At 49.8% G+C, this 24,652-nt stretch carries 21 protein-coding genes and 1 riboswitch; of the genes, 7 read left to right on the top strand and 14 right to left on the bottom strand.

What is annotated here, in order from left to right:
• Positions 1 to 12: 12 nt before the first annotated feature.
• Positions 13 to 747, bottom strand: coding sequence for an Ntn hydrolase family protein (locus F566_RS0129290; protein ID WP_020410619.1), 735 nt, complete (start codon positions 745 to 747; stop codon positions 13 to 15).
• A gap of 181 nt (positions 748 to 928) precedes the next feature.
• Here F566_RS0129290 and F566_RS0129285 point away from each other — a divergent pair, with 181 nt between their 5' ends.
• Positions 929 to 1,774, top strand: coding sequence for a hypothetical protein (locus tag F566_RS0129285; RefSeq protein ID WP_157497194.1), 846 nt, complete (start codon positions 929 to 931; stop codon positions 1,772 to 1,774).
• An 805-nt stretch (positions 1,775 to 2,579) separates the two neighbouring features.
• Here the strand turns inward: F566_RS0129285 and ald are convergent.
• Positions 2,580 to 3,701: an alanine dehydrogenase gene (ald, locus tag F566_RS0129260; protein ID WP_020410613.1), complete on the bottom strand. Its 1,122-nt coding sequence runs from the start codon at positions 3,699 to 3,701 to the stop codon at positions 2,580 to 2,582.
• Between the two features lie 163 nt (positions 3,702 to 3,864).
• Between ald and F566_RS0129255 the strand changes: the two genes are divergently transcribed.
• On the top strand, positions 3,865 to 4,353 hold the full coding sequence (locus tag F566_RS0129255; protein WP_020410612.1) for a winged helix-turn-helix transcriptional regulator: 489 nt from the start codon (positions 3,865 to 3,867) through the stop codon (positions 4,351 to 4,353).
• A gap of 12 nt (positions 4,354 to 4,365) precedes the next feature.
• Here F566_RS0129255 and cobC read toward each other — a convergent pair whose 3' ends face one another.
• From cobC to F566_RS0129210, 9 genes are all read right to left on the bottom strand, one after another.
• A complete protein-coding gene (gene cobC / locus F566_RS0129250; protein WP_020410611.1) occupies positions 4,366 to 4,932 on the bottom strand; it encodes an alpha-ribazole phosphatase in 567 nt (188 codons plus the stop codon).
• 62 nt (positions 4,933 to 4,994) lie between these two features.
• Positions 4,995 to 5,777 (bottom strand): adenosylcobinamide-GDP ribazoletransferase, encoded by a 783-nt coding sequence (locus F566_RS0129245; RefSeq protein ID WP_020410610.1) that lies wholly within the window; start codon positions 5,775 to 5,777, stop codon positions 4,995 to 4,997.
• Positions 5,778 to 5,783: 6 nt separating this feature from the next.
• The gene (gene cobT / locus F566_RS0129240; RefSeq protein ID WP_020410609.1) at positions 5,784 to 6,836 is read right to left on the bottom strand and encodes a nicotinate-nucleotide--dimethylbenzimidazole phosphoribosyltransferase; all 1,053 of its coding nucleotides are present in this window, start codon (positions 6,834 to 6,836) and stop codon (positions 5,784 to 5,786) included.
• 32 nt (positions 6,837 to 6,868) lie between these two features.
• On the bottom strand, positions 6,869 to 7,375 hold the full coding sequence (gene cobU / locus F566_RS0129235) for a bifunctional adenosylcobinamide kinase/adenosylcobinamide-phosphate guanylyltransferase (RefSeq protein ID WP_020410608.1): 507 nt from the start codon (positions 7,373 to 7,375) through the stop codon (positions 6,869 to 6,871).
• Positions 7,375 to 8,862: a cobyric acid synthase gene (locus F566_RS0129230; protein ID WP_020410607.1), complete on the bottom strand. Its 1,488-nt coding sequence runs from the start codon at positions 8,860 to 8,862 to the stop codon at positions 7,375 to 7,377. Before F566_RS0129230 ends, cobU begins: the two co-directional genes overlap by 1 nt.
• A gap of 33 nt (positions 8,863 to 8,895) precedes the next feature.
• Positions 8,896 to 10,791, bottom strand: a complete 1,896-nt coding sequence (locus F566_RS0129225; protein ID WP_020410606.1) for a TonB-dependent receptor domain-containing protein — start codon at positions 10,789 to 10,791, stop codon at positions 8,896 to 8,898.
• Positions 10,792 to 10,912: 121 nt separating this feature from the next.
• A riboswitch (cobalamin riboswitch) is annotated at positions 10,913 to 11,111 on the bottom strand.
• Between the two features lie 146 nt (positions 11,112 to 11,257).
• Positions 11,258 to 11,680, bottom strand: a complete 423-nt coding sequence (locus F566_RS0129220; protein ID WP_020410605.1) for a VOC family protein — start codon at positions 11,678 to 11,680, stop codon at positions 11,258 to 11,260.
• A 145-nt stretch (positions 11,681 to 11,825) separates the two neighbouring features.
• On the bottom strand, positions 11,826 to 12,341 hold the full coding sequence (locus tag F566_RS0129215; protein WP_020410604.1) for a GNAT family N-acetyltransferase: 516 nt from the start codon (positions 12,339 to 12,341) through the stop codon (positions 11,826 to 11,828).
• 101 nt (positions 12,342 to 12,442) lie between these two features.
• Positions 12,443 to 13,684: an EAL and HDOD domain-containing protein gene (locus F566_RS0129210; protein WP_020410603.1), complete on the bottom strand. Its 1,242-nt coding sequence runs from the start codon at positions 13,682 to 13,684 to the stop codon at positions 12,443 to 12,445.
• A 287-nt stretch (positions 13,685 to 13,971) separates the two neighbouring features.
• Here F566_RS0129210 and phhA point away from each other — a divergent pair, with 287 nt between their 5' ends.
• Positions 13,972 to 14,805 carry a phenylalanine 4-monooxygenase gene (gene phhA / locus F566_RS0129205; protein WP_020410602.1) on the top strand — a complete coding sequence of 278 codons (834 nt, stop codon included), beginning with the start codon at positions 13,972 to 13,974 and terminating at the stop codon, positions 14,803 to 14,805.
• A 94-nt stretch (positions 14,806 to 14,899) separates the two neighbouring features.
• Here the strand turns inward: phhA and F566_RS0129200 are convergent, their stop codons facing one another.
• The gene (locus tag F566_RS0129200) at positions 14,900 to 16,996 is read right to left on the bottom strand and encodes a TRAP transporter permease (RefSeq protein ID WP_020410601.1); all 2,097 of its coding nucleotides are present in this window, start codon (positions 16,994 to 16,996) and stop codon (positions 14,900 to 14,902) included.
• Between the two features lie 85 nt (positions 16,997 to 17,081).
• Complete coding sequence (locus F566_RS0129195) at positions 17,082 to 18,113, bottom strand: TAXI family TRAP transporter solute-binding subunit (protein WP_020410600.1); 1,032 nt, start codon at positions 18,111 to 18,113, stop codon at positions 17,082 to 17,084.
• 372 nt (positions 18,114 to 18,485) lie between these two features.
• Between F566_RS0129195 and F566_RS0129190 the strand changes: the two genes are divergently transcribed.
• A complete protein-coding gene (locus F566_RS0129190; protein ID WP_020410599.1) occupies positions 18,486 to 18,722 on the top strand; it encodes a DUF6482 family protein in 237 nt (78 codons plus the stop codon).
• An 88-nt stretch (positions 18,723 to 18,810) separates the two neighbouring features.
• Here F566_RS0129190 and F566_RS0129185 read toward each other — a convergent pair whose 3' ends face one another.
• Positions 18,811 to 19,077 carry a hypothetical protein gene (locus tag F566_RS0129185; RefSeq protein WP_020410598.1) on the bottom strand — a complete coding sequence of 89 codons (267 nt, stop codon included), beginning with the start codon at positions 19,075 to 19,077 and terminating at the stop codon, positions 18,811 to 18,813.
• 496 nt (positions 19,078 to 19,573) lie between these two features.
• Here F566_RS0129185 and F566_RS0129175 point away from each other — a divergent pair, with 496 nt between their 5' ends.
• From F566_RS0129175 to F566_RS0129165, 3 genes are read left to right on the top strand one after another with little or no spacing between them, the layout of a single operon-like run.
• Positions 19,574 to 20,596, top strand: coding sequence for a GlxA family transcriptional regulator (locus F566_RS0129175; RefSeq protein WP_245555329.1), 1,023 nt, complete (start codon positions 19,574 to 19,576; stop codon positions 20,594 to 20,596).
• The gene (locus F566_RS0129170; RefSeq protein WP_020410595.1) at positions 20,593 to 22,245 is read left to right on the top strand and encodes a VRR-NUC domain-containing protein; all 1,653 of its coding nucleotides are present in this window, start codon (positions 20,593 to 20,595) and stop codon (positions 22,243 to 22,245) included. The genes F566_RS0129175 and F566_RS0129170 overlap by 4 nt, the downstream gene beginning before the upstream one ends.
• The gene (locus tag F566_RS0129165) at positions 22,245 to 24,647 is read left to right on the top strand and encodes an ATP-dependent DNA helicase (RefSeq protein ID WP_020410594.1); all 2,403 of its coding nucleotides are present in this window, start codon (positions 22,245 to 22,247) and stop codon (positions 24,645 to 24,647) included. The genes F566_RS0129170 and F566_RS0129165 overlap by 1 nt, the downstream gene beginning before the upstream one ends.
• Positions 24,648 to 24,652: the final 5 nt, after the last annotated feature.

Here is a 24,652-nt window from a genome sequence, read left to right as displayed (position 1 = left end):
GATCAGACCCTTTCAGCTTTCCTTTTCCCAATCAAACAGTGGCAAACCGTTGAATAGATCCATCATTCCCTCCCCCCATTTTTTCCTTAAGGACGCATAATAGGGTGAATTGAGTTTCAGATGCATTTCATGATCCGCCTCAAACCTACCGCTCTTATACATCAGTAAATCAAAGGGAGGGGCAACTGACAAGTTTGAACGCATGGTGGAGTCCAATGACACCAATGCACAGCGGGCTGCAGCCTCTAAAGTCGTGTTGTGGCGAATGACTCTGTCCAGAATTGGTTTTCCATATTTGGTCTCGCCAATCTGAAGGAATGGTGAGTAGGGTGAACTCTGAATGAAATTGCCTTCCGGATACACCATGAAAATCTCATGGGGACGCTCCTTGTATTGACCGCCAAGGATCAACGTACTGTCAAAATTCGCTCCCTGCTTGAGGTCTTTCTCATAATAGTTTTTCAGCTCAACACCAACGGCCCCCACATAACGCGCTGCCGCATTCATGTCATTGCAGGCGGCAAACCCTCTGGGTTCTTCCGATTCCAGGTCATCCTGAAGACGGCGGACAATCGCCTGGGTTGTTGCCAGGTTTCCGGAGGTGAGCAATACCAGAAAAGCCTTGTCTGGTACCGAGAATGTGAACATTTTGGGATAGGTATTGACGTTATCAACACCCGCATTGGTCCGGGAATCAGACGCAAAGATCAAACCTGAATCGACGGCAACGGCAAGACAATAGGTCATATGAGTGCTCTACTAAAAAGTGCCCAAACGCATTTATCTGGCCTCTCCCGGGGTATCCTCGAGATACCAGATGTGCCGAGGCGACATTCAGACGCGATAACTATGAACTCGGATGAGGTGACATGCAATATCCTCTCATAAAAATAATTGTGCCTACTTTGCCGCGGATTTTACGAAGTTTATGATGACGCCTCTCCATCCGAATTACCCGCCGATAGTCGATATGAACTCAGATAACCTTCTAATGAACACCCGTTGCCGTCATTTTCAGGCTTTGTTCTTTAAAGCCCCTGTGGCAGAAGTATCACGACTCCTCAATGAACTGGATTCACATGTAATCAGACCATTGGATGGACGCAACCGACTAATTGGAAGAGGAAGGCTAACGCCGACATTTCAACTTCTGGAACAGACGTTGATCGTCTTTGCCCTGTACCGGTACGAAAGCGCCACTGGCATAGGCACTGACAACACATCCTCAGGCAATGAGTGCTGTATTGCACTCCCGGTCATCGAAGCAGGAGCTTCCCCACTTACACATTGGAGTGCCTGGCTCAATCCCTGGCATCGTCAGGGGGTCAACTTTTTTCATTTAGCCCGATGGTTTCACACGGACACAGGCAGTCCGAGCCCAGCCTTGAACTCAACGGCCAATCTTGGCCCCACCTCAGATAAAGACTCATTGGTCAGAATCGTCAATGACGATGACACTCTGTTTTGCCAGATTCAAAATCAGGGCAGCACGTTATTCTCACTGACCGGCAACCTTGGTCCAGGCATTCCAACACCAGCGCTGAACCATTCCAGACTCTGGCAGGAGACAGATGAAATCACGTCAGTTCATGCCAAAGTTACTGGCCGCCCCAGATTACATCTCCGCCCTCAGATTACAATGACCTATGGAGACCGCCCACACATCTCTCCCACCACTGAATCATTGCTCTCAGCCCTGGCATTGGATGAAAGCGATGCTCTATTTGCCTGGTCAGGACAACAACTGGAAATCGCTTATTACTCCTCAGAATGAAATGGCCTCAGATCAGTAGCAATCCATTTTTTCTGATGATGGATGCACACTATTTGCCCATCAAGGCTTATTTAGCTCTCAATTAGTGCAGATCAAACGCTTCAATCTGTAAAACCAAAAAGAACCAGACTCTCACGACTTTTCCCATGAGAAGCCAGTGTATTGAATGGCCTAAGTTTTTCACAGTTTCTGATCAAAACTCACTGTGCTGGCACAGCTTATGCTAACTATCTGAGTAATCAGTTTGTCATTTCCGAAGAGTATTCTCAGGCCTTGGAAAGTGAGGGTATGAAGGAGCGTCGAAATTGTCATGGATGACTTATCAAAGGACCATCGCCGTGTTACATTATGCGGCGAGCCGACAAGGATAAAAAATAATCAATCGTCGGGTTCAGCCCAACCTTGACTGAAACTGGTCAATGGGTTGAACCACGGAAATTATAACTGCTGGCTCTACAGTCAAGTTTATTAACTTAATTGAAACTTTAAGAAGGAATTTGCCATGAAACCCGCCGATCAAGAAAGCTTATTATTCACCATTACACATCCCTATGAAGTCACATTCATGAAGGAAATGCGCGAGTACTTCGATTCGATGTACTTCGCCAACTGATTTCTATTGTCCCGTTCCGCACTGACGCGGACGTGGCACAACAGAAACACCGCCCCAAAGAGCATACTTATAACAAAACAAGGAAAGTAAAGGGATGACAGGCTTCCAGGAAGCCGCCCATGGACGGGCAAAGGGAATCAGCGCGAACGTTTCGTCCGCGCTGATTTTCTTTCAGAACTCAGAAACAGGCAATTAAACCAGTTTCAGTCCTTGTTCAGGTGTCAGTGACTCAATGTTCTGGGCAGCGCCAACAGACGGACAGGTCAATTGACCTTTGACAACATTCAAACCTTGCAACAGGTAAGGATTGTCTTCCAGAGCTTTTCTGGCACCCTTGTTAGCCAATTCCATGACATAAGACATGGTGGCATTGTTCAGGGCAACCGTGGAGGTTCTGGCGACCGCACCAGGCATGTTTGCCACACAGTAATGAACAACATCGTCGACGATGAAGGTAGGCTCTGCGTGTGTTGTGGCGTGGGAAGTTTCAAAGCAACCACCCTGATCAATGGCGACGTCAACGACGGCAGCGCCACGCTTCATGCGGCTGACCAGATCACGGGAAACGAGTTTGGGTGCAGCAGCTCCTGGAATCAGCACACCACCAATCATCAGGTCCGCGCGGGTTACCCAGTCCTCTACAGATTTGGCCGTAGAGAAAACGGTTTGTACCCGATTGCCAAAGATACTGTCAAAACGACGCAGTGCATCGATCGACTTATCGAGAACGACAACATGTGCGCCCATGCCGACAGCCATCTGAGTAGCGTTGAATCCAACAACCCCACCGCCGAGTACGACAACTGTTGCCGCATCAACGCCAGGCACGCCACCCAACAGCAGACCACGGCCACTCTGGGATTTTTCAAGACAGCGCGCACCCGCCTGAATACTCATACGCCCGGCAACTTCAGACATTGGCGCCAAGAGGGGAAGGCGGCCATTTGCGTCAGTGACGGTTTCGTAGGCGATGCAGGTTGCGCCGCTTTTCAGCAGGTCCTGGGTTTGGGGAACATCCGGGGCAAGGTGCAGGTAAGTGAAAAGAGTGTGCTCAGGCCTTAGCATAGCGCGTTCCTGGGCTTGCGGCTCTTTAACCTTTACAATCATCTCGGCAGTGGCAAAAACCTCTTCTGCCGTAGATAAAATGCGGGCTCCTGCTGCTTCATATTGGTCGTCGGTGAAATCGATTGCAGTGCCGGCATCCTTCTGCACCACCACCTGATGGCCATGTTGAACCAGCTCATGAACAGCATTGGGGGTTAAACCAACACGGTATTCATGGTTTTTGATTTCCTTTGGGACTCCAACGAGCATAGGACCTCCTAATCATTGTTTGTGGGTTTTTGTTTCGTTGTTTTTTCACATGCGATTATTAAAATTATAAATAACCCTAAACGAACAATGATCTAAAGTTATGCTTTCTGTTAGCATATTCAACTGTATTTAGCAGCTTTTAGGTTGATTATTCCAATATCTTATGAAGAAACAGATTGACAGAATTGACATAGCAATACTGAACGAGCTTCAGAAGAATGCCCGGATTTCCAACACGGATCTCTCCAGGCGAGTAAACTTGAGCCCAACCCCTTGTCTGGAACGGGTAAAACGCCTTGAAAGAGATGGCTTCATCAAACAGTTTACTTCCGTTCTCAATGCCAAAAAACTTGGGGCTGGCCTCGTGGTTTTTATTGAGATCGGTCTGAACCGCACATCACGGGACGTATTCGCTGAGTTCAAACAGGCAGCCATCCAAGTGCCGGAGGTACAGGAGTGCCACCTGGTATCGGGAAACTTTGATTACCTGATCAAAGCCCGGGTTGGCGATATTGATCAGTACCGGGCTCTGCTGGGCGAGAAAATTCTCTCCCTGCCGGGCGTCCGTGACTCAAGAAGTTATGTGGTGATGGAAACCGTAAAAGAAACCCAGGAACTGAATCTACGCCAGACCAGCGATCCTATTGGGTAACATGAGTCCGTTTCAGGGGGATTCGTACTCCCAATCAAAGGACATCACCGCACCATAATCGAAGGGTATCTTGAATGTGTCACGTTGCGGCCAGGATTTGTACTCAGGATGTATTTGCAGACAGAGGCTACGCAAAACACCAGCGTGTGCAACAATGACAACAGTGTCGTCCGGTGAGTGGGATTGCAGGTGCTGAGAAATAAAGCCCCGGCTGCGCGCATAGAGATCCTGATAACTCTCCCCTCCCGGTGTGGCCTGGGTTTGCCAGTTGTCCCCCCACTCCCGTGCCAGTGCCTGGGGTAGCTCCTGCCAGCTTTTTCCCTCCCAATCTCCAAAATGCATTTCCATCAATAATTCAACATATTGTGGAGATTTGAGCAAATCCTGGGAAATGGCCTCAGCCAGACGCCTGCACCTGGACAGGGGACTACTATAAATAGTCCGGCACTGTGGCGGTAACTGGCGCCGAATTACCTCCAGCTCCTCAGGGTAGGAATCGGCCAACGGCACATCCAACTGTCCGTAGACGGTTCCCTTGGGCACTCCCACCCTGGTATGTCGAATTAGTACGATGTGCATAACAGATCAACAAAAATAGTACAGGCCTCTGGAGCCCCTTCTACTTATTGGAAAACAGCTTATTAGAACACGGCAGCCAATACGAAAAGTACCAGCATTTCGCCCAATTGCTGCACAGCCCCCAGGCAGTCGCCAGTATAGCCTCCAAGCCTTGCGGACAAATAACGCCTAGCCCCATAACGCAGACACAATAACGCTATTACGACCATCACAGCAGACAGCAAAGGCAGAAAGAGGAGAGGAATAATGCCAAAGATCATAGCAATCATGACATCCTGTGAGTCGATACTCTTGGCAATAGGTTTTACTTTACTGCGCATATCTGCCTGCACATAGGGCAGGTCCCCCACCAGGCTGATGGCCAGAACGCGGCTGGAACTATGGGCCACCCATAATCCCAATAATGCGTAAATCCATTCAAAATGCGCCAGCATGATGATTTTTGAGGCGACCGTAAATACCAGGGCCAAAGCGCCATAGGTCCCGACCCGACTATCCTTCATAATGTCGAGAATGTGCTCAGGCGTATATCCACCTCCAAAACCATCCAATGCGTCAGCCAGCCCATCTTCGTGAAAAGCTCCCGTTACCAGCACGCCAGCCACTACAGCCAGCAAGGCAGCAGCCCAGGGCCCGTAAAGCCAAAGTCCCAGGCAATAACCCAGAGTACACAGGGCCGCCACAATCCAACCGACAGCACCGATATATCGGCTGGCATGATTAAGATCCTCGTCCTTAAAAGGTAAAGGTAGCTGTACCGGTATTCTGGTATAAAACTGAAGCGCCATCAGAAACCATTGAAGCTCCTGCTGCCAGCGGGGGGCTTTGTCTGCCAAGTCAGTCACTTGGCACTACTCAGCTTTTTCACTGACGCCTGCTTCAGAGAAGCTGGCCATATCCGTCAGCATGATAACAGCACTCTGCAGCAGAGGGTAAGCCACAGCACATCCGGAGCCCTCCCCTAACCGCATCCCAATCTGAAGTAATGGCTGAGCCTGCAGACGCGAGAGCATCAGACGGTGCCCCATCTCTTCGGAGCAATGGCAAAACACGGCGTAGTGTTTTATCTCGGGGCGCAATTGACTGGCAATCAAATAGGCTGCACTGGCAATGAACCCATCCACCAGCACCAATACGCCATGCGCGGCGGATTCCACCATGGCACCAACCATCGCAGCAATCTCAAACCCACCCATGGCAGTCAGTACTTCCATCGGCGTCCTGGCATCAGAGTGAAGGTCGGCAACCTGCTTTAGAATGGATAACTTGCGCTGGTATTGCTCATCGTCAACACCAGTGCCCCGACCAACGCATTCTTCCAAGGGCAAATCCAGTATTCGACTCATAATCAATGCCGCCGAGGAGGTGTTACCGATTCCCATCTCTCCCATACCGATAACATTTGCCCCCAGATTCAGCACAGCCTGGGCCTGGCGACGTCCTGCCTGAAGTGCAGTGATACACTCGTCTTCACTCATTGCTGTTCCCTGCAACATGCTGGCAGTACCAGGACCGACTTTCTCCTGTATCAGTCCAGGTTCGTTTCGAAAATCATGATTGACGCCAACATCAATTATCCGGACGGCGATTCCATGCTGACGGCTGAATACATTGATCGCCGCCCCACCTCCCAGAAAGTTATATACCATTTGCCAGGTCACATCCTGTGGGTAGGCGCTAACACCTTCTCTGGCGATTCCATGATCTGAGGCAAACACAAGAATTTGGGGGGCTACCAGGGAGGGCCTTAACGTTCCCTGTAAACGACCAATTTGCAACGCCAAAGTTTCCAACTGCCCTAGTGCTCCCAGGGGCTTGGTCTTATGGTCAATAGCGGCACGCAATTTTTCGTCCCATTCATCATTGACAGCAGCAACTTCCGGCAGCACATCAGACAGACTCATCAATCAGAATCTCCATATTGGCAGGTTATTAATCACTTCAATTTCGTACTCAGTCCAGCCACAATCAACTCCACACGATCACATACCCTGGCCAGCCGTTGATGCAGCAAACCAGCCTCATCACAAAACCGACGGCTGAGTTCGCCCAAGGGAACAACTCCCATATTCGTTTCATTGGACACCATCACCAAAGGTATCTGGCAATTGACGACGGCCTCTTCAAATGCGGCTATTTCCTTACTCAGCAGCTCTTCGTCTTCTTTTAGCAACAGATTGGTCAGCCAAAGTGTCAGGCAGTCCACCAGTATAACGTCAGACTCAGTGGATGCTTCAATCGCCCGCCCAAGACGAACAGGCTCTTCAAGCGTTACCCAATCCATTGGCCGGTCTGCCCGATGACGGGCGATTCGCTTCCCCATCCCGGAATCCAGCGCCGTTGCTGTAGCGATATAGGTCACATGACTGGAAATTGCGCTTACAATGGCCTCAGCATAACGACTCTTTCCAGACTTTACACCTCCCAGTATCAGCGCTTTCATTAACGCCCCCTTGAACTGGCAGAAAGATCTTTTAATCGTATCGAAGACATATTTAGTAATTGATCCAGGTCGAGCGATGCTTCAATAACATCGGCCAGTCGTTCAATCTGCTGCTCTCTGATGGCCATATAATCGACGCGCTCTGATGACGGCAATCCTCCCCAGCTCAGCCAAGCCTGCAAGGCTTCAGGGTGTTCAAACAAACCATGCCAGTATGTGCCGGCAATCATGCCATCCTCACTCAGAGCACCATCCGGACCGCCATCCCCGAGAATGACAGGTCTTTGCGTGTCAGCCCCCGTGGTGGTTCCTACATGGATCTCATAACCATGGACCTCAGCATCAGTCAATGTCATCCGCCCTTCCCGGTTGAAGAGCTGCTTGCTTTCCTGCAAACGGGTTTCGCAATTCAGCCAACCAAGCCCCTCGGACTCTCCCGGCACTCCCTCGACGCCAGCAGGGTCCTCAATCCGATGACCCAGCATTTGGTAGCCGCCACAGATTCCCAGGAGCTTTCCTCCCAAACGAATGTGGCGACGAATCGCCGCTTCCCATCCCTGCTTTTTCAGCCAGGCCAGATCATCCCGAACTGACTTACTGCCAGGTAGAATAATAAGATCAGCTCCCGGAATCGGATCATCCGGCCCGATAAATCGAAAGTCGACCTGTGGATGCAAGCGTAAAGGATCAAAGTCAGTGTGATTGCTGATACGGGGTAACGCGGGAACGATAACTCTCAGAGCATCACCGTCAGTCTGGCTTTGAATCTCTCTGGGAAGCGCATCTTCAGCGTCAAGATGTAGACCATGGAGGTAGGGCAGCACCCCCAACACAGGTTTGCCCGTGCGTCCCTCCAGCCAGTCAAGTCCAGGCTGCAACAAGGAAATATCGCCGCGAAACCGGTTAATGACAAAACCAATGACCCTGTCCTGCTCACTCTGGCTGAGTAATGCCAATGTACCCACCAAATGTGCAAAAACGCCGCCACGGTCAATATCAGCAACCAGAATGACCGGACAATCTACCGCCTCGGCGAATCCCATATTGGCAATATCATTCTCACGCAGATTGATTTCAGCGGGGGAACCGGCGCCTTCAACAATAACGAAGGGATATTTCTCCGACAGACGCTTGTGGGATTCCAGCACCGCCGACCTGGCAACCTCCTTATATTGATGATAGGAGGTTGCCGTCATATTCCCTTGAGCTTTACCGTGCACAATCACCTGGGCACCAACATCTGTGTTGGGCTTCAGTAGTATGGGGTTCATATCCGTATGCGCCTCAAGCCCACAGGCCTGAGCCTGCAACGCCTGGGCGCGACCAATTTCACCGCCGTCAGACGTCACGGCGCTGTTTAGCGCCATATTCTGGGGTTTAAAAGGCGCGACAGAAATGCCACGACGCCAGAGGCACCTGCACAAACCAGCCACCACAGTGCTTTTACCAGCATCTGAGGTAGTTCCCTGAACCATGATGGTCGGCATGTCGCGATTCCCCTGCTCTACCGTATTTTAAGCCTATTCAGGCGCATATCTCAGTGTGAGATAGAAACCTAAACCTGGTTGATTGAAATAGCTCGCAGTTTCGTACTCCACATCAAATACATTTTCAACACGGCCCTGCAGAAGCCAGGAATCCACAAGTTCTATCTGAGCACGTACATCAAGGGTCTCATAACCGTCCACCTTTCGGCTATTGCCTAAATCATCGTAACTCCGGCCAACAGAGACAAGTGTCGCGCCAACAGACCACACTTCAGTATGGTAGTCCAGATCCATTCTTGCACTTCGCTCAGGCCTGCGAGTCAATAGTTTCCCCTGGTTAGCACCAGCAGAGTCGTTTCTCGGATCCTGAATGGTTAAATCCACACCAAGCTGCCAGTGCTGCAGGAACCGATGATCAACAACAATTTCCACCCCATTAATTTTAGCTTTGTCGATGTTACCCGGCAGAAAAGTGGTGCTGTCGTAACTGATTAATTCATCCACATGAGTATTGAAATAAGTGACCGCCCATTGTGTCTCAGGGTAGGCACCTCTCAGGCCAATCTCAATGGTTTCGGACTCTTCAGGGGCCAGTTCCGAATTGCCATAGCCAGGATAGTAGAGCTCATTAAAGGACGGAGCTTTATAGGCGGTTCCATAAGTGGCAATAAATCGCACGCTATCGGTAATCTCCATTCCATAACCAATTCCACCTGTCCAGTGACTGCCAAACTGACCGTTGTCATCATGACGGATACTGAGTTCAATATCATAGCCATCCATAGACATCAGATACTGAGCATAGGCTCCATAGTTTTCCCGTGACAGGTCTTCAAATTGATCAGTCTCATCAATGACCGAATCAAAGTTCTGATCGCCATAGGTATCAATTTTATCGTGCAGGTAGTCTACTCCCAAAGAGAAGGTGTCACGGTCAAACAGCATAAAGTCATTCTGTATCGTGGCCGTATCCCGTCGGGTATCAAACGAACTCTTGAATTCACCATTCAGAAAGTTGTCAGACTCGTCAAGACTGCGTCCGACATTCATGTTTAGCAACCATATATCAGTAATTACGATAGACGACTGTATACCTAGGAGCCTTTGCAAAGTTTCTGACTGATTCTGCGAGTTTCCATCAAAGTCAGACTCGTTTTGACTTCCAAGAGAATTTAAAGACAGCTCAGAGCCACCATCAAACTGATATCCAATACGCAGACTACTGGAGAGATTTTCATAACCATCATTATCCGGTTCATCGGCATAGCATCCACCGAATGCCGTAGCCGCTTCAGGATGGCATGCGTTAAAACCATTGGTCGTCACACCGCTGACAGAGAAATTATAGAAAAAACCATCGACACTTCCTGACACCCCTGCTGAACCTTCAAAAGTGTCATAGCTTCCGGCCGTCACACTGAGACTTGGGGTCACCCCGCCCTCGCCTCTGCGAGTAAAAATCTGGATGACGCCCCCAATTGCTTCTGAGCCATATAGACTGGAACGAGGACCCCGAACAATTTCTATTCTCTCAATCTGCTCAATGGGAATATCCTGGAATGGTGTATTGCCGGAAGTAGCAGATCCCACTTTAACGCCATCTATCAATACCAGTATATGATCCGACTCAGTCCCTCGAATAAACAGTGAGGTATTTTTCCCCCTGCCGCCGTTATTGACGAAATGCATCCCGGCTTCTCCTCTCAGCAGATCCGGCAGTGACTTCGCCTGACGCTGGATGATTTCCTCCCGGGTCAACACCCTCACTGTCGACAGTGATTCATTAGCCGTCTGCGCCGTCCGTGTGGCAGTCACAATAACAGGGTCCGTAGTTGTATCTTCTATCGCCAGAGCCAGAGGGCTCAATGTGGCAAGCGATACAGGTAGAAAAGCTGCCAATAAACGGCAGGACATTTGAGTAAAGACCATGACAACTCCAGTTCAGCACACCGGTGCGTGCAAGCATTAAAATCAGCGCCGGAATTCATTGCGAAGGGAGGGGACATCATCGAGGAAGACGGAGGATTCTGTCCCGCAAAGCCCTCCGCAATGCCGGTTCATGTCTCAGGCCGGTCTCCGGGCTCACGAGCGGAAAATTTCCTGACAACACCTTCCCATGTAACAACACAGTGGTATCTCGTTGTCTTTTCTCGTTTACCGTTGCGGGGGCAGCGTTGGGTTTGCACCAACTTCCCGTTTCATTCCTTAGTGAATATTTGGTAAGGAACACCTGTGACGCGCCGTAAACTAAGGGGGAAGGCGGGTAAAGTCAAGGTAAGGAAACACGCTGCTATCGAGGTATTCTCAAGGATTAATGATAAATCAACAGGTTAGTAGCAAATTCTGTTTTACTACTAACCTTCAATTTTCAGGAAAGCCAACTTTTGAAGTATAACTAAGAGCCGTATATCTTCGCCGCCAGCTCCATATCCCAATACGTGGCTTCGATCTTATGGCCATCCAGATCCCTGACGAAACAGCCATAGTAGGGCTCACCGTAATGGGGGCGTGGTCCCGATTCGCCATCTCCTGAGGCACCTGCGTCTATTGCGGCCTGATAGAAGGCGTGCACTTCCTCTTTGCTCGAAACCATGAAACCAATGTGAAAACCATTACCCACAGTCGCCGATTGACCATCAATAGGCGTCTGCACCCAGAATTCCGGGAACTGTTTACCGTAGGCAACTGCACCGGGGTGTTCCATGATTCTTTGACAACCTATGGCTGAGAGCACCTTGTCGTAAAAAGCGACGGCCTTATCGAATTGATTCGTTCCAATGGAGATGTGAGAAATGATGCTGGGATTCTCATTGGACATGGTTTAGCTCCTTGTGAATTTACTGTATACCCGTTATCAAAACATTTTTATGACTTTCATTGGATAACACCTGCCACCAGTTTTTTTACAGCAGCGTCACCTGAAATCAAAGCAAAGTATACAGTGCCCTCCTGACAACATTCTGTCAGGAGGGATGCAGATCCAGCGCCAATAGCGATACCCGCTTCTTACCGCCTTCGGTATCCTGCTGACCCACTTCACTGAAACCAAGTCTTGCATGAAAATCCAGGGAGTCCTGGTTTAAGGGTTTAAGGTTTACTTCACAGCCTAAGATCAGAGCATCGACAGGATTGTGGTCTGCTACCGCCTGATATAGGCGGCGACCGATACCTCTACCCTTATAGTCTGGTGCGACAACGATTCTATCCACGTAGAGAAATCGTTCATAGTTTTCCGCAAACCATCGATAATTCAGGCTTTGATAGTCCACACCCGGCAGCATGGCAACAATGAACCCCGCAATTTTATTTTCATCACGAGCAATACCGGTGTAGTAAGACTGCGACAGAAGCTCACGCAGCTCCTTAAGATCCAATTCTCCGACATGAGGCACTTCGGCGGCATTTAAGGTCAGTAAAGCTTCCAATACCTCATCGCCGGCATTACTTTCCTGAATTGGAGTGATTATAACTTCGCCCATGAACGGCTTCCTTTCTCAAATAGAATAATTCTTAACAAAACAATGGCGGAATAAACGCATGAAAGCTGTGGAACCTTATACGTCCATTAACATCAGCGGATTCAGGTATAAATAAGACTTAACATTTCATGCGCCCAGACACCGGCTTCATGATATGCATCAAAAACATCCTGATATAACTCGAAAGGAAGCTCGTTGAGTGAGTCCCAGTCGCGCTGCTCAATCATACCAATTTGCTTCAGGATTTGCCCCATGGCCCCTTCATTGTTGAGCAGTGCCGCAACCACCTCAGGAGACACACTAATCTGATCAAGAAGCACCTTCTTGTCAGCCTCCAGCAGTAAATCGATACCGGATAGCATGCCAGCCATAAAGAATTGTTCCGGTGAGGGCAAATCGCGCACTTGTGCAAAATGTTCACAGGCGCGGGCACGAGTCAGTAGAATTCTCACCAGCTCAACGTTCTGCTCCCCGGAAGAGGCCAACATAATCAGCATGGTCCACTCTCTGAGCTGATTCAGCCCCAGTAGCACCAAGGCCTCTCGGATCGTGTCGATTTTCCTTTGAAGCCTGCATGCCGGGCTATTCAGAATCCTGAGTACTTGGTAGACCAGCTTCGGCTCACGGGATACCGCTTCGGACACATCTTCAATAGACGACGTTTTGGATTGCACCTGCCGCAGCACCTGCATCAGGCCTTGAAGACTCGGATTAATAGTTTTACCCAGAATTTTGTCCGGGCGTGCCAGAAAATAGCCTTGAAACAGACTGAAGCCCAATTCCCTGCACTGCCGATACTCTTCAGGGGTTTCCACCTTTCCTGCAATCAGATCGAAAGTGTACTGATCCAGCCTGCTGACCACCTCCTCCAGTTCTTCGGCACCAAGCTGTGAAACGTCCAGCTTGACATGATCCAGGTATGGGAAGAGCGCAACGTCTGTTTTGTCCGGATGATGTCCGTCAAGCGCAAAACGATAGCCCTTGTGACTTAGTTCAGCCAACTTCAACAGTAGGGAATCGGTCACCACTGTATCGTGAGCAAGTTCGAGCACCACACCTTCCGGGTTAATCGGCAGAAATGATTCAGAGTCCAGAAAATCCGTAGTGATATTGATAAACAGAGGCTGCCTGAAAGTATCAAATTGGGCATTGATACTCGTGCAAAGATTAACGACAACCTGACTGGTTGCTTTTTCCCCGCCGAAAACCTCTGCACTTAATCCATCAGCATTACGAAACAGTAGTTCATATCCAAACAGCTTGTTCTCGCTGTTATAGATCGGCTGACGAGCCATCAGAATATCCAGCGAAGAAGTTCCTGTCCCGACTGACTGAACTTCCATCACCTCTCCCCCTATTCGTGATAGACATTCTTATGCCAATTCAAAGGCATTGCAAGGTAGACAACAACGATGATAAGCGTTTAAATCATGACTATGTGATGTAAGTCGCCACAAAACTATATGGCCCGGCCGGAATTATCCTTCCGACCTCACAATCGTCGATGATCGCCACAAGCGAACGTCACCGACTTTACAAAAATGCCTTTAACTTTTATGAGGTTACAGGCGCATAATGTAGTCATGTACGCACCAGGGTTTACCCATCCTGAGCGTTGAGGGTGTCAAATATGGGCAGCAATGCAAACAATATCGTTATCGAAGCCGTACCCGGCTCCAAATACACGGCCAAAACGCCTGATGCAAACGGCCTGATTAACTATACCGTCGAAGAAGACTCAGTTTGGCGGGATCTGATTCAACGTCAACAACCCGCCGTCAAAGGCGTCGCCTGCCAGGAGTTCGTCCATGGCATGGAGTTGCTAAATTTACCACAAGACCGTATTCCTCAATTGGCAGAAGTTTCCGAACCACTTGGCCATGCCACTGGCTGGGGGGCCGCGGCAGTCCCCGCGTTAATTCCCTTTACCACCTTTTGTAACTTACTTGCCAATAAACGATTCCCCTGTGCTACATTCATTCGAACACGAGAAGAACTGAATTACCTGGAAGAACCTGATATTTTCCATGAAGTTTTCGGTCACTGCACCATGTTGACCAACCCGAGTTTTGCCGCTTTTACAGAAACTTACGGAAAGCTTGGCCTGGAAGCCGGAGACACTGAGAGAACATTCCTGGAACGACTTTACTGGTTCACGGTGGAGTTCGGACTACTTCAAACCCCTGAGGGTATTCGTGTATATGGCGGTGGTATACTGTCTTCCATCGGAGAAACCCAATACGCCTGCAGCAGTGAACCGGATTTGCGTCCATTTGACCTTGTTGATGTGTTCAGAACCCCCTATCGCATCGATATAATGCAGCCAATATACTACGTGCTGGAAAATATCGAAGATCTCTTTAAGGTCGCTCACATGGATCTGTTTTCCGCGATGAAAAAGGCCGAAGAACTGGGCATGTTTGAACCGGCATTCCCACCGAAGGAAGACGCCAAATCAGCATAATCAGCCCCTAACCGGCAGTGACAGATACGGACACCCCGTTTGATATCCTTAAGCTTGGTTGCCAGGACTCAAACGGGCTGTTTGCTGATGAAGTCTAACCGGCGCGGGTAGATCCAGAGAGGTGACCCTCTGGAACCAAAACACCTCGCCGGTTAAGCCCCCAGATTGCGATCAAAACCACCAGCGCAGCAATATGCACCCACAGAGTTGTCGGCCATATCAGTAGTACAGCCAAAACGGTTAGCACGACTCTCAAAGGTATAATCAGATACTGGCTGAGCCAGCCCGTAAACACTGCTGCCATGGCATACATCGCCGCTGCCGCAAAAACAAAGATAGGGATTGCTTCTGCCCAGTTACCACTGAGAATAGGCGTGTAGGCAAACAGAAACGGCACGACATATAGCGCTTTTGCCAACTTCCAGGCGGACAGCCCCGCCGGCATCGGTTTGGTTTTGGCAATTGCAGCCGCCGTAAATGCCGTCAGGCACACCGGCGGCGTGACATTACTGTCCTGAGACAACCAGAAGATAATCATGTGGGCAGACAAAAGCGCCAGAGTGGCCAATGTCGGATCAATCGATACATCCAACACAGTCGGCATCAGATCCCGGGGCAACCTGGCAACTATCTCTGCCGCCTGATCAGGAGGCATCGGCGCGGCCAGATTCACATCCGTGATATTTCCCACAAACTGCATGGTCACCTGAGCAGCTTCCGGCAAAGCTCCCTGGATCAGAAGATCAACCAGGTGGTTTTCCATAATCAATTGCTGCAAAGCCGGTGCTGCGATCGTTGCCACCATGATGTAAGCGGCGGTCACGGGCAATCCCATACCAAGAATCAGGGAGGCCAAAGCAATCAATATAATTGCAATCCACAATTGACCGCCAGCCCACTGCACAATCATGAAAGAGAATGTATTGCCGATTCCCGTGGTCGCCACCACGTTGACGATCAGACCGATGGTAATCAGCAATAACGCCGTCATCACCATGTTCTTGGCACCTAATGCCAACGCATCCATGACTGCTCTGGGACCCATGGGGTTGGGGGAAAGCCAGGAGGAGGCAATGACCGCCAGAATGGCGAAACCGGCCGAATAGGTAGGACTCAAACCATAAATCAGTAGACCTATCAGTAAGGCAATTGGTACCAGAAAAGAAAACCCTCCCTGTTTCATCATCTCCAGCAGCGGCGTCGGGTTGTTCTGAATTTCGGGTTTGATACCACTTTTCTTTGCCTGCAGCCGAACAAAAGCTGCAATGGTCAAAAAGTAGAGTAATGCAGGTAAAAACGCCACGACGACAATTTGCGTATAGGGGATCTGAGTGTAATTAGCCATAACGAAGGCACCGGCCCCCATGATCGGAGGCATCAATTGCCCCCCCGTAGAGGCAGCCGCCTCAACCCCCGCAGAAAAACGGGCATCATAGCCGGCCTTCTTCATCAGCGGAATGGTGATGACACCGGTAGAAGCCGTATTAGCCACTGCAGAACCGGAGATGGTGCCGGTAAGTCCGGAGGATATTACCGCGATTAAACCAGGACCTCCGTGAAGCTTACCTGCGGAACGTTTTGCCAGTTCGATAATAAAGTCGCCAGCGCCGGAACGTACCAGAAAGGCACCAAAAATGATAAACATCATGACGAAGCTGGAGGAAATGGAGGCAATACTGCCAAACATTCCATCGTCACCAAATATACTTCGGAAAAGAATGGTTTCCAGGCTCAAACCGGAAAACCTGAAGACTCCCGGCAGGTACTGTCCCCACCAGGCAACATACCCAAGGGCAATCAGGATCAATACAGGGATCAGCCAACCGGCTGTACGCCTTGTCATTTCAAGCGCTACAACAATCACCACCAGACCGGCGATCCAGTCGTAGACACTAAGCTTGATGCCTCTGGCATAAATGGCGTCTTCACTGAAGAATAGCCACAACACAGAGATGGTTCCCGCCAGAGCGAGACCATAGTATATCGTTTTCAGTTTTTTTGATTCGTCCGTGGCCCCATACCATCCCACACACAACCATGAAAACCCGATAAAGTGTATGACGTTTGGCCAGAATCCACTGATCCAGCCTGTCATGTTAAACAGGATATGTACTACTGCCACCAGCCCCGCCCAGATATAGAGAGCATTGTGGCGACGCAGGAGCATCCACTCAGCGGCGGATTCTTGCATGCGAAACCTCTTTCATTTGCTTGGTAGGCCGGCCATCTCTCCCGATGAGAAATGACCGGCAATCAGAGATAACCGTTAGTGGCAATCAGTTCGCAATCAATCGGGCAGGTATATCGATCCCCTGCTCTTTATAGTAGCGAGCCGCACCTGGGTGCAGAGGAACCGGCAGGCCAGCAATCGCCTTGTCCAGCGCCATGGCTGTCGTCGCTTTATGAATGCTGTTTAGAAATGGAAGGTTTTCGTAGATGGTTTTTGTCAGCAGGTAGACGGTTTCTTCATCGAGATCATTGCGAACCGCCAAAAAGTTTGGTTGGGCAATCGTCTGAATATCCTTATCAAGACCGGGATAAGTTCCCGCTTTGACGGTATAGGGCGTCCACAGGTCAAAATTTCCGTCAGCCTGTTTGACCTGCTCATCAGTGAAGCTCAATAAAGTGATGTCCGAGCGTTGGGCGAAGGCATTAATCACAGCACTAACGGGCACACCAGCCGGCGTACCGAAGGCTGCCACCTTGCCGTCCTGCAATGCCTGGCTGCTGGGCCCATAACCGGCATAGAGCAGGTCATAATCCTTATCAATATCTAAACCAAAATGACTCAGTATCGTACGGTTGGACTCGATAGTGCCGGAATTCCGTTTACCCATGGCAACCCGCTCGCCTTTCGCCTTAGCCATATCGCTGATGGTACCGCTTTCCACATACTCATTCTGTAGCACAAAGTGCTCGACGTTCTGCCACAACATGGTCACAGAGCGGAAATTACGTTGCTGCCCATCGGCGGAAAACATGGCGCTCCCCTCCCAGGCATACTTACCAAACAGCCCCTGCAGAATGGCAAACTGGGCTTCGTTGTCACGCATCAGTTTGATGTTTTCGCCAGACCCGGCTGAGTTGATTGCCGAGAGACTGATTCCATTCTTTGGCTGCAGCTTGACTTTACTCAGGGTAGCAATGGCAACACCTACCGGGTAGTAGGTCCCGCCCGTACTCGCGGTTGCCAGAATATAATTTTTGTCCTCTGCGCCGGATGCGGCAGAAAAGCCAAACAGAGTACCAACAGAAACGGCTGCTGCCAGGATTCGAGAACAAAAAGCGTTTTTAGATAGGCTCAACATAAGTTTTCCTCTTGTTTTTGTTTTGAGCTTGCACAAAGCAACATAAAAACATGTAGCTGATCATTGCTATTGCAAGCCTCGCGCCAATGAGGACGACTCATATCTCATTGTTTTATATATGACTTTATTTCACTCTTTCACTCATATAAGCAATTTTTTGCCGACACACTATCACCTATAAGCAATATTTTGCCTACAGAGACATATTAATCTGTATTCCACCCTCGGACGTAACGAAGTTTGTGAAGCAGGAATCAGTATAGACGGTTAAAACTTAGCCTTAACGCCCACTTGGCGCTATGCTGATGAACGAGGTGAACAGGATCTTGTGATCCCCCCACACAAACAAGAAAATCAAAGAGGGAATAACGAATGAACATCGCCGATTTACGCAGACACCCTGAAAACATCAATCAGGTCAACATATTGTCTTTTGAAGGAGACATCTATATTGCGGAACTGGAGTACAAGGATCACCGTGATGTACTGCAGGATGTGAATGGAGGGCCCAGGCGGTTCCACAGTATTGCGGAACTAAAGGAAGTGGTGGGAGCCACTGGCATAGACCGGTTTAATCTCGTATTTAATTCCCCCTATGATGAGATTTAAATAACCAGGGCGCCTGATTGAGGCGCCCTGTTCAACTCTCTGTGTCGCTTTGAGAGATCAACGATCCCCCTTAGTCATCGCCTGCGGCTCAATACAAGGCGGCTTCATCCTCAAGAACTTCATTAATAACATCGATAAAGAGCTGATCCGCCTCACTCATTACCTCAGGAATCCGAATGGTGGTTGTCGAACTGATTTCATCGGCAATTTTCTGGTCGGCATTTTCTTCATTATGCAAACGACGGGCGATTTCCATACATTTGGCAGGAATCGTGGGATCCGCCAGGACTTTTTTAATAAAGCCACGCATTTCATCGATCATTCTGGCCTGACGGCCTTCATCGGCACTGCTCATTCATAAACTCCTTAGACATTATCCAGGGATATCCAATGGTCAATACTGACATTGTCAGTTCCCTGAAGTCAGGCACCTTTCGGTACCTTTATAAAATCGAATATATTTCCGAAGTATAGTGAGGGAATGAGGATAAAAAAACCCGCGATGTTAATGCTGCTTGCTGAGGGTCTGTTACCGTTTCATATGACGCTCATCAAACGGACCATCGCAGGATTAAAAGTTGCTTTATCGGGAGTGGATTCAACCATCTCAGAAACGAAATACATCATCCGTTCCTTGAGCCATGCCAAGACTGTCAGATTTCCCTATACGACAACACTGTCTGAATCGACATTAACTAGGCTGATATGGTCACCAACCACATAATGAGGCACAATACTGTTTCTTCACGACCAGTGCGTTTTATTTACAGCGGTTTCTTTGCGACCAAGGTATTCAAGTCGAGCGCATTGTGCTCCGTCTCCCTGAAGTCGACACAAGATATATTGAATAATTGAATCAAAAACAATCGGGCAATAACGGCGGCCATATGCAAAAAGTCACCATACTGGGATTCGATCTGGCTCTCTCTTCAGCCATTACAGGGATCATGGACATACTGAGCATGGCGGGAGTCACCTGGAATTTCTGGCAGCATCAACCCACGACTCCCCGCTTCCAGGTGCAACTGGCTTCTGTGGACGGAGGCCCCGTCCGCTGTCTGAATAAAATGCAGTTGGAAGCCCACACCCGTTTTGATCAGGTGGACTCAGATCATATACTGGTCGTCCCCACTATCGCCGGCGATATCGATGTCACACTGGAACGCAATCCAGAATTGATCGAGACCCTGTATTTCTTTGGTAGCCGAGGCTCTTTGGTGGTCGGTAACTGCACCGGGGTATTTTTGCTGGCCGAGGCAGGACTTCTGAACGGCAAAACAGCTACCACCCACTGGGCCTACGTGGAACAATTCAAACAACGCTACCCCAAAGTGGATCTGCGGCCGGAGCAAATGATCACCACCGCAGAGAATGTCTATTGTTCCGGCGGCGGTATCGCCTGGCTGGACATGGCCCTCTATCTGACTGAACGATTCTGTGGACATGATATGGCGGTCAGAACCTCCAAATCCTTTGTCATCGATATGGGACGCACTTATCAGTCCAGCTATTCAGCTCTTCGCGTCCGCAAGATGCATCGGGATGAGGATATTCTCAATGTGCAGAACTGGCTGGAGGAACACTGCCAGGAGGAAATTCGCATCGATGATCTGGCCCAACGTTTCAACATGAGTCCACGCACGCTCGCCCGGCGTTTTAAAGCTGCAACAGGCGATACTCCATTGGGGTATCTGCAGACACTGCGCCTGGAAAATGCCAAGAAACTGCTGGAAGAAACCTCAGACAATATCAGCCAGATCACCATGGCAGTAGGATACGAAGACGTCAGTTCATTCACCAAACTGTTTCGCCAGAAAACCGGCCTGACGCCAAAAGATTATCGTAATAAGTTCCAACGCCGGAGCCTGATGTGAACGAATCTGTTTCGCCGGAACTGGATCCACTTTACTACCTCCACAACTTTCAAAGCCTGGTAGGATGCGTAACCGAGCAATATGGCGACCTGCTCAATGAAGACGAGACAGCTTTCATAGAAAGGTTCCTGGGCTTACCGGAGCCGGAACAGGCACTGATGGTTCGCATGTACAGCCGAAGATCCACGCTGTTCCGGGCTGATAAGCTGCAGTATTCAGAATTACCGCCTTTAGACCACATTTTGCCCCCGTTGGAAGATCAGGAGCTGATTACCATCAACCCTCTGCTGCCTCCAGAGGAAATGCTGGAACTGGTCACCTGCCCGGAGATGAATCAATGGTGGCCGGAGTATTGCCCCAAAAAAAGCTCTCGTCCGGTCCTGCTGGAACAACTGGAAGATCTCTCCACAGAAGAGTTTTACAACGCCTTTCCCCACGCCCTGGTGGAGATTCTGCACCAGCCTTTGATTGACCTGTTTCAATTGTTGTTCTTTGGCAACCTGGCCCAGGATCTCAGTACATTTGTGACCGTTGATCTCGGCCACGTCAGCTACGAGCCCTACTCGCTGGAGAGCGGTAGCCGCCTGTTTCGACATCGAGAAGATATCGACCATGCAGTGCATCTGATGATGTTGCGTGATGAATTCTACTGCATGGAGGAATTCGATCCGGATATCGCAGAAGGCATTATTGCACAGTTGCCTGTACTGGATGAGCACTCCCCTCTTATCGGGCGCTTCAGCAGACTTTGTAACCGCCTCGGCAAAGCCTATGAGCAACAACAGATGCCGACAGAAGCCCTGCACGCCTATTCACTGTCCAAACGCCCGCCGGCCAGGGAAAGGCAAGCCAGGATTCTATTTAAACAAGGCCAATTTCAAGCTGCTGCAGACAGCTGTGTGAAAATTATTGAAGCCCCCTGGAATGAAGCAGAGAGCCTGTTCGCCGAGCGCTTTGAAAAACAATGCAGAAAACAACTCGGTCATAAGGTTATTCCTAACCGGCGTTTTACTCCTCCGATAGAGATGCTGAATATTCCCCAAACCGAGTTACGGGTGGAACAATCTGTACTGCTGCACTTGTACCAGGAATCAGCTCCCTGTTATTACGTGGAAAACTGGCTGATGAATACCATGTTCGGCCTGACATTCTGGGAAGCCGTATTCGCTCCCGTCAGAGGAGCATTTACCCACCCGTTTCAGCGCGCGCCGCATGACCTTTTCGATACAGAGTTTCCCAACAAACGAGCCTCCCTGATTAAGTCTGCTTTTGAGAGCATCAACCAGCCAACCTGGCGGGACAACGTCCAGCACTACTGGACAGAGAAGTATGGCATCAGCAATCCATTTGTCGGTTGGTACGAACATGGATGGGACATTATCTCAAGGGCACTTGAGCATATCCCAAAGCAACACTGGACAGTGATCTTTCACCGTATGTTGAGCGACCTCAGGGAAAACTGTTCAGGCTTCCCTGACTTGATCCAGTTCTACGAAGACGGCAGTTATAAACTGCTGGAAGTCAAAAGCCCCACAGACAAAGTCCAGCCTAACCAGTTACGCTGGATGAAGACCTTTGAGAGTCACGGCATTCCCTGCAGCCTGGTCCAGGTGCAATGGGTGGTACACAATTCTGAGTCTCTCTCCTGATGTCAGTAAAATCCCAGTCATTATCACCACACTATAAAATCAACGTCCGGCAGGCCGTTGAATTATTATGTCAGGAAGGGGATCTCAGCCACCGGGACCGGGATGTAGCCACAGCTCGCGAAGGCCAGGAGACCCACCGCCGGGTTCAAGCCACCTGGCCGCCTGAAACTCAGGCAGAAGTTTCGGTGAAACACAAGCTGGAACAGGGCGACCTATCATTGACTCTGCAGGGCAGAATTGACGGTTTGTGGATTCATTCAGGCCGCATTCGGTTTGAAGAAATCAAAACACTCAGGCATGAAGCATCACTTCTTCCCATCGGCCTTCAAAGCCGGCATCGACTTCAGGTGCTTCTATACGCTGCCATGTGGGTACAGCAATCCTGCAGTGATTCAGGCGACACCAATATTGAGTTGTGCCTGACCTACGTCAATGTGCTGACTGACAAAATGGAGCAAATCACTGAGTCCTGCTCGCTATCAGCACTGAAGGCAATGACCGAGCCTCTGTTCAGGCATCTGCTGGACTGGTACCAGGATCTTCATGAGCACCGTCTGCAGCGTAACGCCTACCTGCAAGATATTGATTTCCCCTATTCAGATTTTCGTACCGGTCAGCGAGAATTTGCCAAGCTGGTTTATCGCACACTCCAGCAAGGCCAGCAGTGTATGATTGAAGCTCCCACGGGCAGCGGCAAATCTCTGGCCACGCTTTTCCCGGGACTGAAAGCGATGGGTCTGGCTTATCTGGACCAGATATTCATTACCTCGGCCAAAAATGCATCTCAACAGGCGGCACTGGATTCAGCAAGACAGTTATATGGCCAGGCTTTTGACCGAATCAGAACCCTTCGACTCACCGCCAAAGACAAGATCTGTATTCAGGACAGTATTTGCAACACTCAGGATTGTCCCCGACAAGTCGGGTTTTACGAGCGTCTTCCTGAAGCCATTGATGAAGCCCTGTCCCGTGGCTGGCTGGATGCAGAAGCTGTACGGGAGATTGCACTCCAGCACGAAATCTGCCCCCACGGACTGCAGTCTCTTCTACAGCCTTGGGTTGATGTTCTGATTGGAGATTATAACTATGTATTCTCCCCCAATGTCCGCTCAGAGATGCTGTTTAGTCAGAATAAGATTGCGTTACTGATTGATGAAGCCCATAACCTGCCGGACCGTGCCCGGGAACTGTTTTCCGCCCGCCTGGATACACGTTTATTCCAGCGTTGTCGGCATAGTCAGAACAATACAGGAACACCGCTGGCCAAAACCGCTGCTGGGCTGATACAACAACTCCGAAAAGTCACTTTGGAAAATCAGCAAATCATCACTGGAGAGGCTGCTCTGAGAAACCGCCTTGAGCTATTCAGCGGGGCTGCTGAGCAATGGCTTCTGACACCCCATGATTTGATATCCAGTGCAGATCAGGAGAGCCAGGAGATTGTCAGAGAGGCTCTGCAACAGGCCCGCAACTGGTTATATCTGTCAGAACAGGCCGGAGAGGACTTTGCCTGCTTGGACGTCGTATCTGACTCCCCTCTTGAGACCCTTCCTGTTTCCCATCAGAAATCCTCACACCGAGTACTGCACCTTCGGTGCCTGACGCCTGCCAATATGTTGCAGCCCTATTTTAAATCTGTTGTCGCCACAGCACTGTTTTCCGCGACACTGACTCCACCGTCCTTTTACCAGACCCTGCTCGGTTTGGCCGAGGATGTGGCCCGGCAGCGAATGCCTTCGCCATTCAATGTCTCTAATGTTGAAGTCCTGATAGCGCCTTACCTCAATATGCGAAGCAAAGCCCGTTACCACCAGATTCCAGACGTGGTTCAGATGATTTCAGGCATCCATGACCAGCGGCCCGGCAATTACTGGGTATTCACCCCCTCATATGAATTCCAGACTCAGTTAATCGCTGAGTTTGCCAAATCCTGTCCACATAAAGAGTACCTTGCCCAACCCCAGGATACATCACCAGAGGCACGTGAACGCTTCCTGCAAGCATTCAGTCACCGAAGCCAAAAGATTGGATTTGTCGTCCTTGGAGGATCCTATGGAGAGAGTATCGACATGGCGGGTGAACGGCTTATCGGCAGCATTATATTGGGCCCGGGCCTGCCACAATTAAGCCAGGTAAATGATGCCATTGCACGTTACTTCGATCAGTTGGGAATGGATGGTTTTTCCTATGCCTACCAGCTTCCCGGCTGGCAGAAAGTGATTCAGGCAGCCGGTCGAGTCATCCGAACAGAAACTGACAAAGGCATGGTTATCCTGGCAGATGATCGGTTCACTCAACCTCAGTATAAAGCGCTATTCCCGCCTCACTGGCAACCCACTCAAGTGAACTCACTGACTCAACTATTGGAGAGGGTCAATCACTTCTGGAACAACACGCCATAATCTCG

Origin of the sequence: Hahella ganghwensis DSM 17046 (assembly GCF_000376785.1) — a bacterium.
GTDB lineage: Bacteria > Pseudomonadota > Gammaproteobacteria > Pseudomonadales > Oleiphilaceae > Hahella > Hahella ganghwensis.
The sequence above is the reverse complement of the archived record's forward strand: the minus strand, read 5'-3'. Positions and strand labels throughout refer to the sequence as shown.

Bases quoted from the DNA above. Each gene is read 5' to 3' on its own strand.
- F566_RS0129195 (WP_020410600.1), bottom strand. From the start codon at position 18,113: ATGTTGAGCCTATCTAAAAACGCTTTTTGTTCTCGAATCCTGGCAGCA.
- phhA (WP_020410602.1), top strand. From the start codon at position 13,972: ATGGGCAGCAATGCAAACAATATCGTTATCGAAGCCGTACCCGGCTCC.
- F566_RS0129165 (WP_020410594.1), top strand. From the start codon at position 22,245: ATGTCAGTAAAATCCCAGTCATTATCACCACACTATAAAATCAACGTC.
- cobC (WP_020410611.1), bottom strand. From the start codon at position 4,932: ATGCACATCGTACTAATTCGACATACCAGGGTGGGAGTGCCCAAGGGA.
- cobT (WP_020410609.1), bottom strand. From the start codon at position 6,836: ATGAGTCTGTCTGATGTGCTGCCGGAAGTTGCTGCTGTCAATGATGAA.
- F566_RS0129225 (WP_020410606.1), bottom strand. From the start codon at position 10,791: ATGGTCTTTACTCAAATGTCCTGCCGTTTATTGGCAGCTTTTCTACCT.
- F566_RS0129285 (WP_157497194.1), top strand. From the start codon at position 929: ATGATGACGCCTCTCCATCCGAATTACCCGCCGATAGTCGATATGAAC.
- F566_RS0129230 (WP_020410607.1), bottom strand. From the start codon at position 8,862: ATGCCGACCATCATGGTTCAGGGAACTACCTCAGATGCTGGTAAAAGC.
- F566_RS0129200 (WP_020410601.1), bottom strand. From the start codon at position 16,996: ATGCAAGAATCCGCCGCTGAGTGGATGCTCCTGCGTCGCCACAATGCT.
- F566_RS0129290 (WP_020410619.1), bottom strand. From the start codon at position 747: ATGACCTATTGTCTTGCCGTTGCCGTCGATTCAGGTTTGATCTTTGCG.
- cobU (WP_020410608.1), bottom strand. From the start codon at position 7,375: ATGAAAGCGCTGATACTGGGAGGTGTAAAGTCTGGAAAGAGTCGTTAT.
- ald (WP_020410613.1), bottom strand. From the start codon at position 3,701: ATGCTCGTTGGAGTCCCAAAGGAAATCAAAAACCATGAATACCGTGTT.
- F566_RS0129185 (WP_020410598.1), bottom strand. From the start codon at position 19,077: ATGAGCAGTGCCGATGAAGGCCGTCAGGCCAGAATGATCGATGAAATG.
- F566_RS0129190 (WP_020410599.1), top strand. From the start codon at position 18,486: ATGAACATCGCCGATTTACGCAGACACCCTGAAAACATCAATCAGGTC.
- F566_RS0129220 (WP_020410605.1), bottom strand. From the start codon at position 11,680: ATGTCCAATGAGAATCCCAGCATCATTTCTCACATCTCCATTGGAACG.
- F566_RS0129255 (WP_020410612.1), top strand. From the start codon at position 3,865: ATGAAGAAACAGATTGACAGAATTGACATAGCAATACTGAACGAGCTT.
- F566_RS0129215 (WP_020410604.1), bottom strand. From the start codon at position 12,341: ATGGGCGAAGTTATAATCACTCCAATTCAGGAAAGTAATGCCGGCGAT.
- F566_RS0129210 (WP_020410603.1), bottom strand. From the start codon at position 13,684: ATGGAAGTTCAGTCAGTCGGGACAGGAACTTCTTCGCTGGATATTCTG.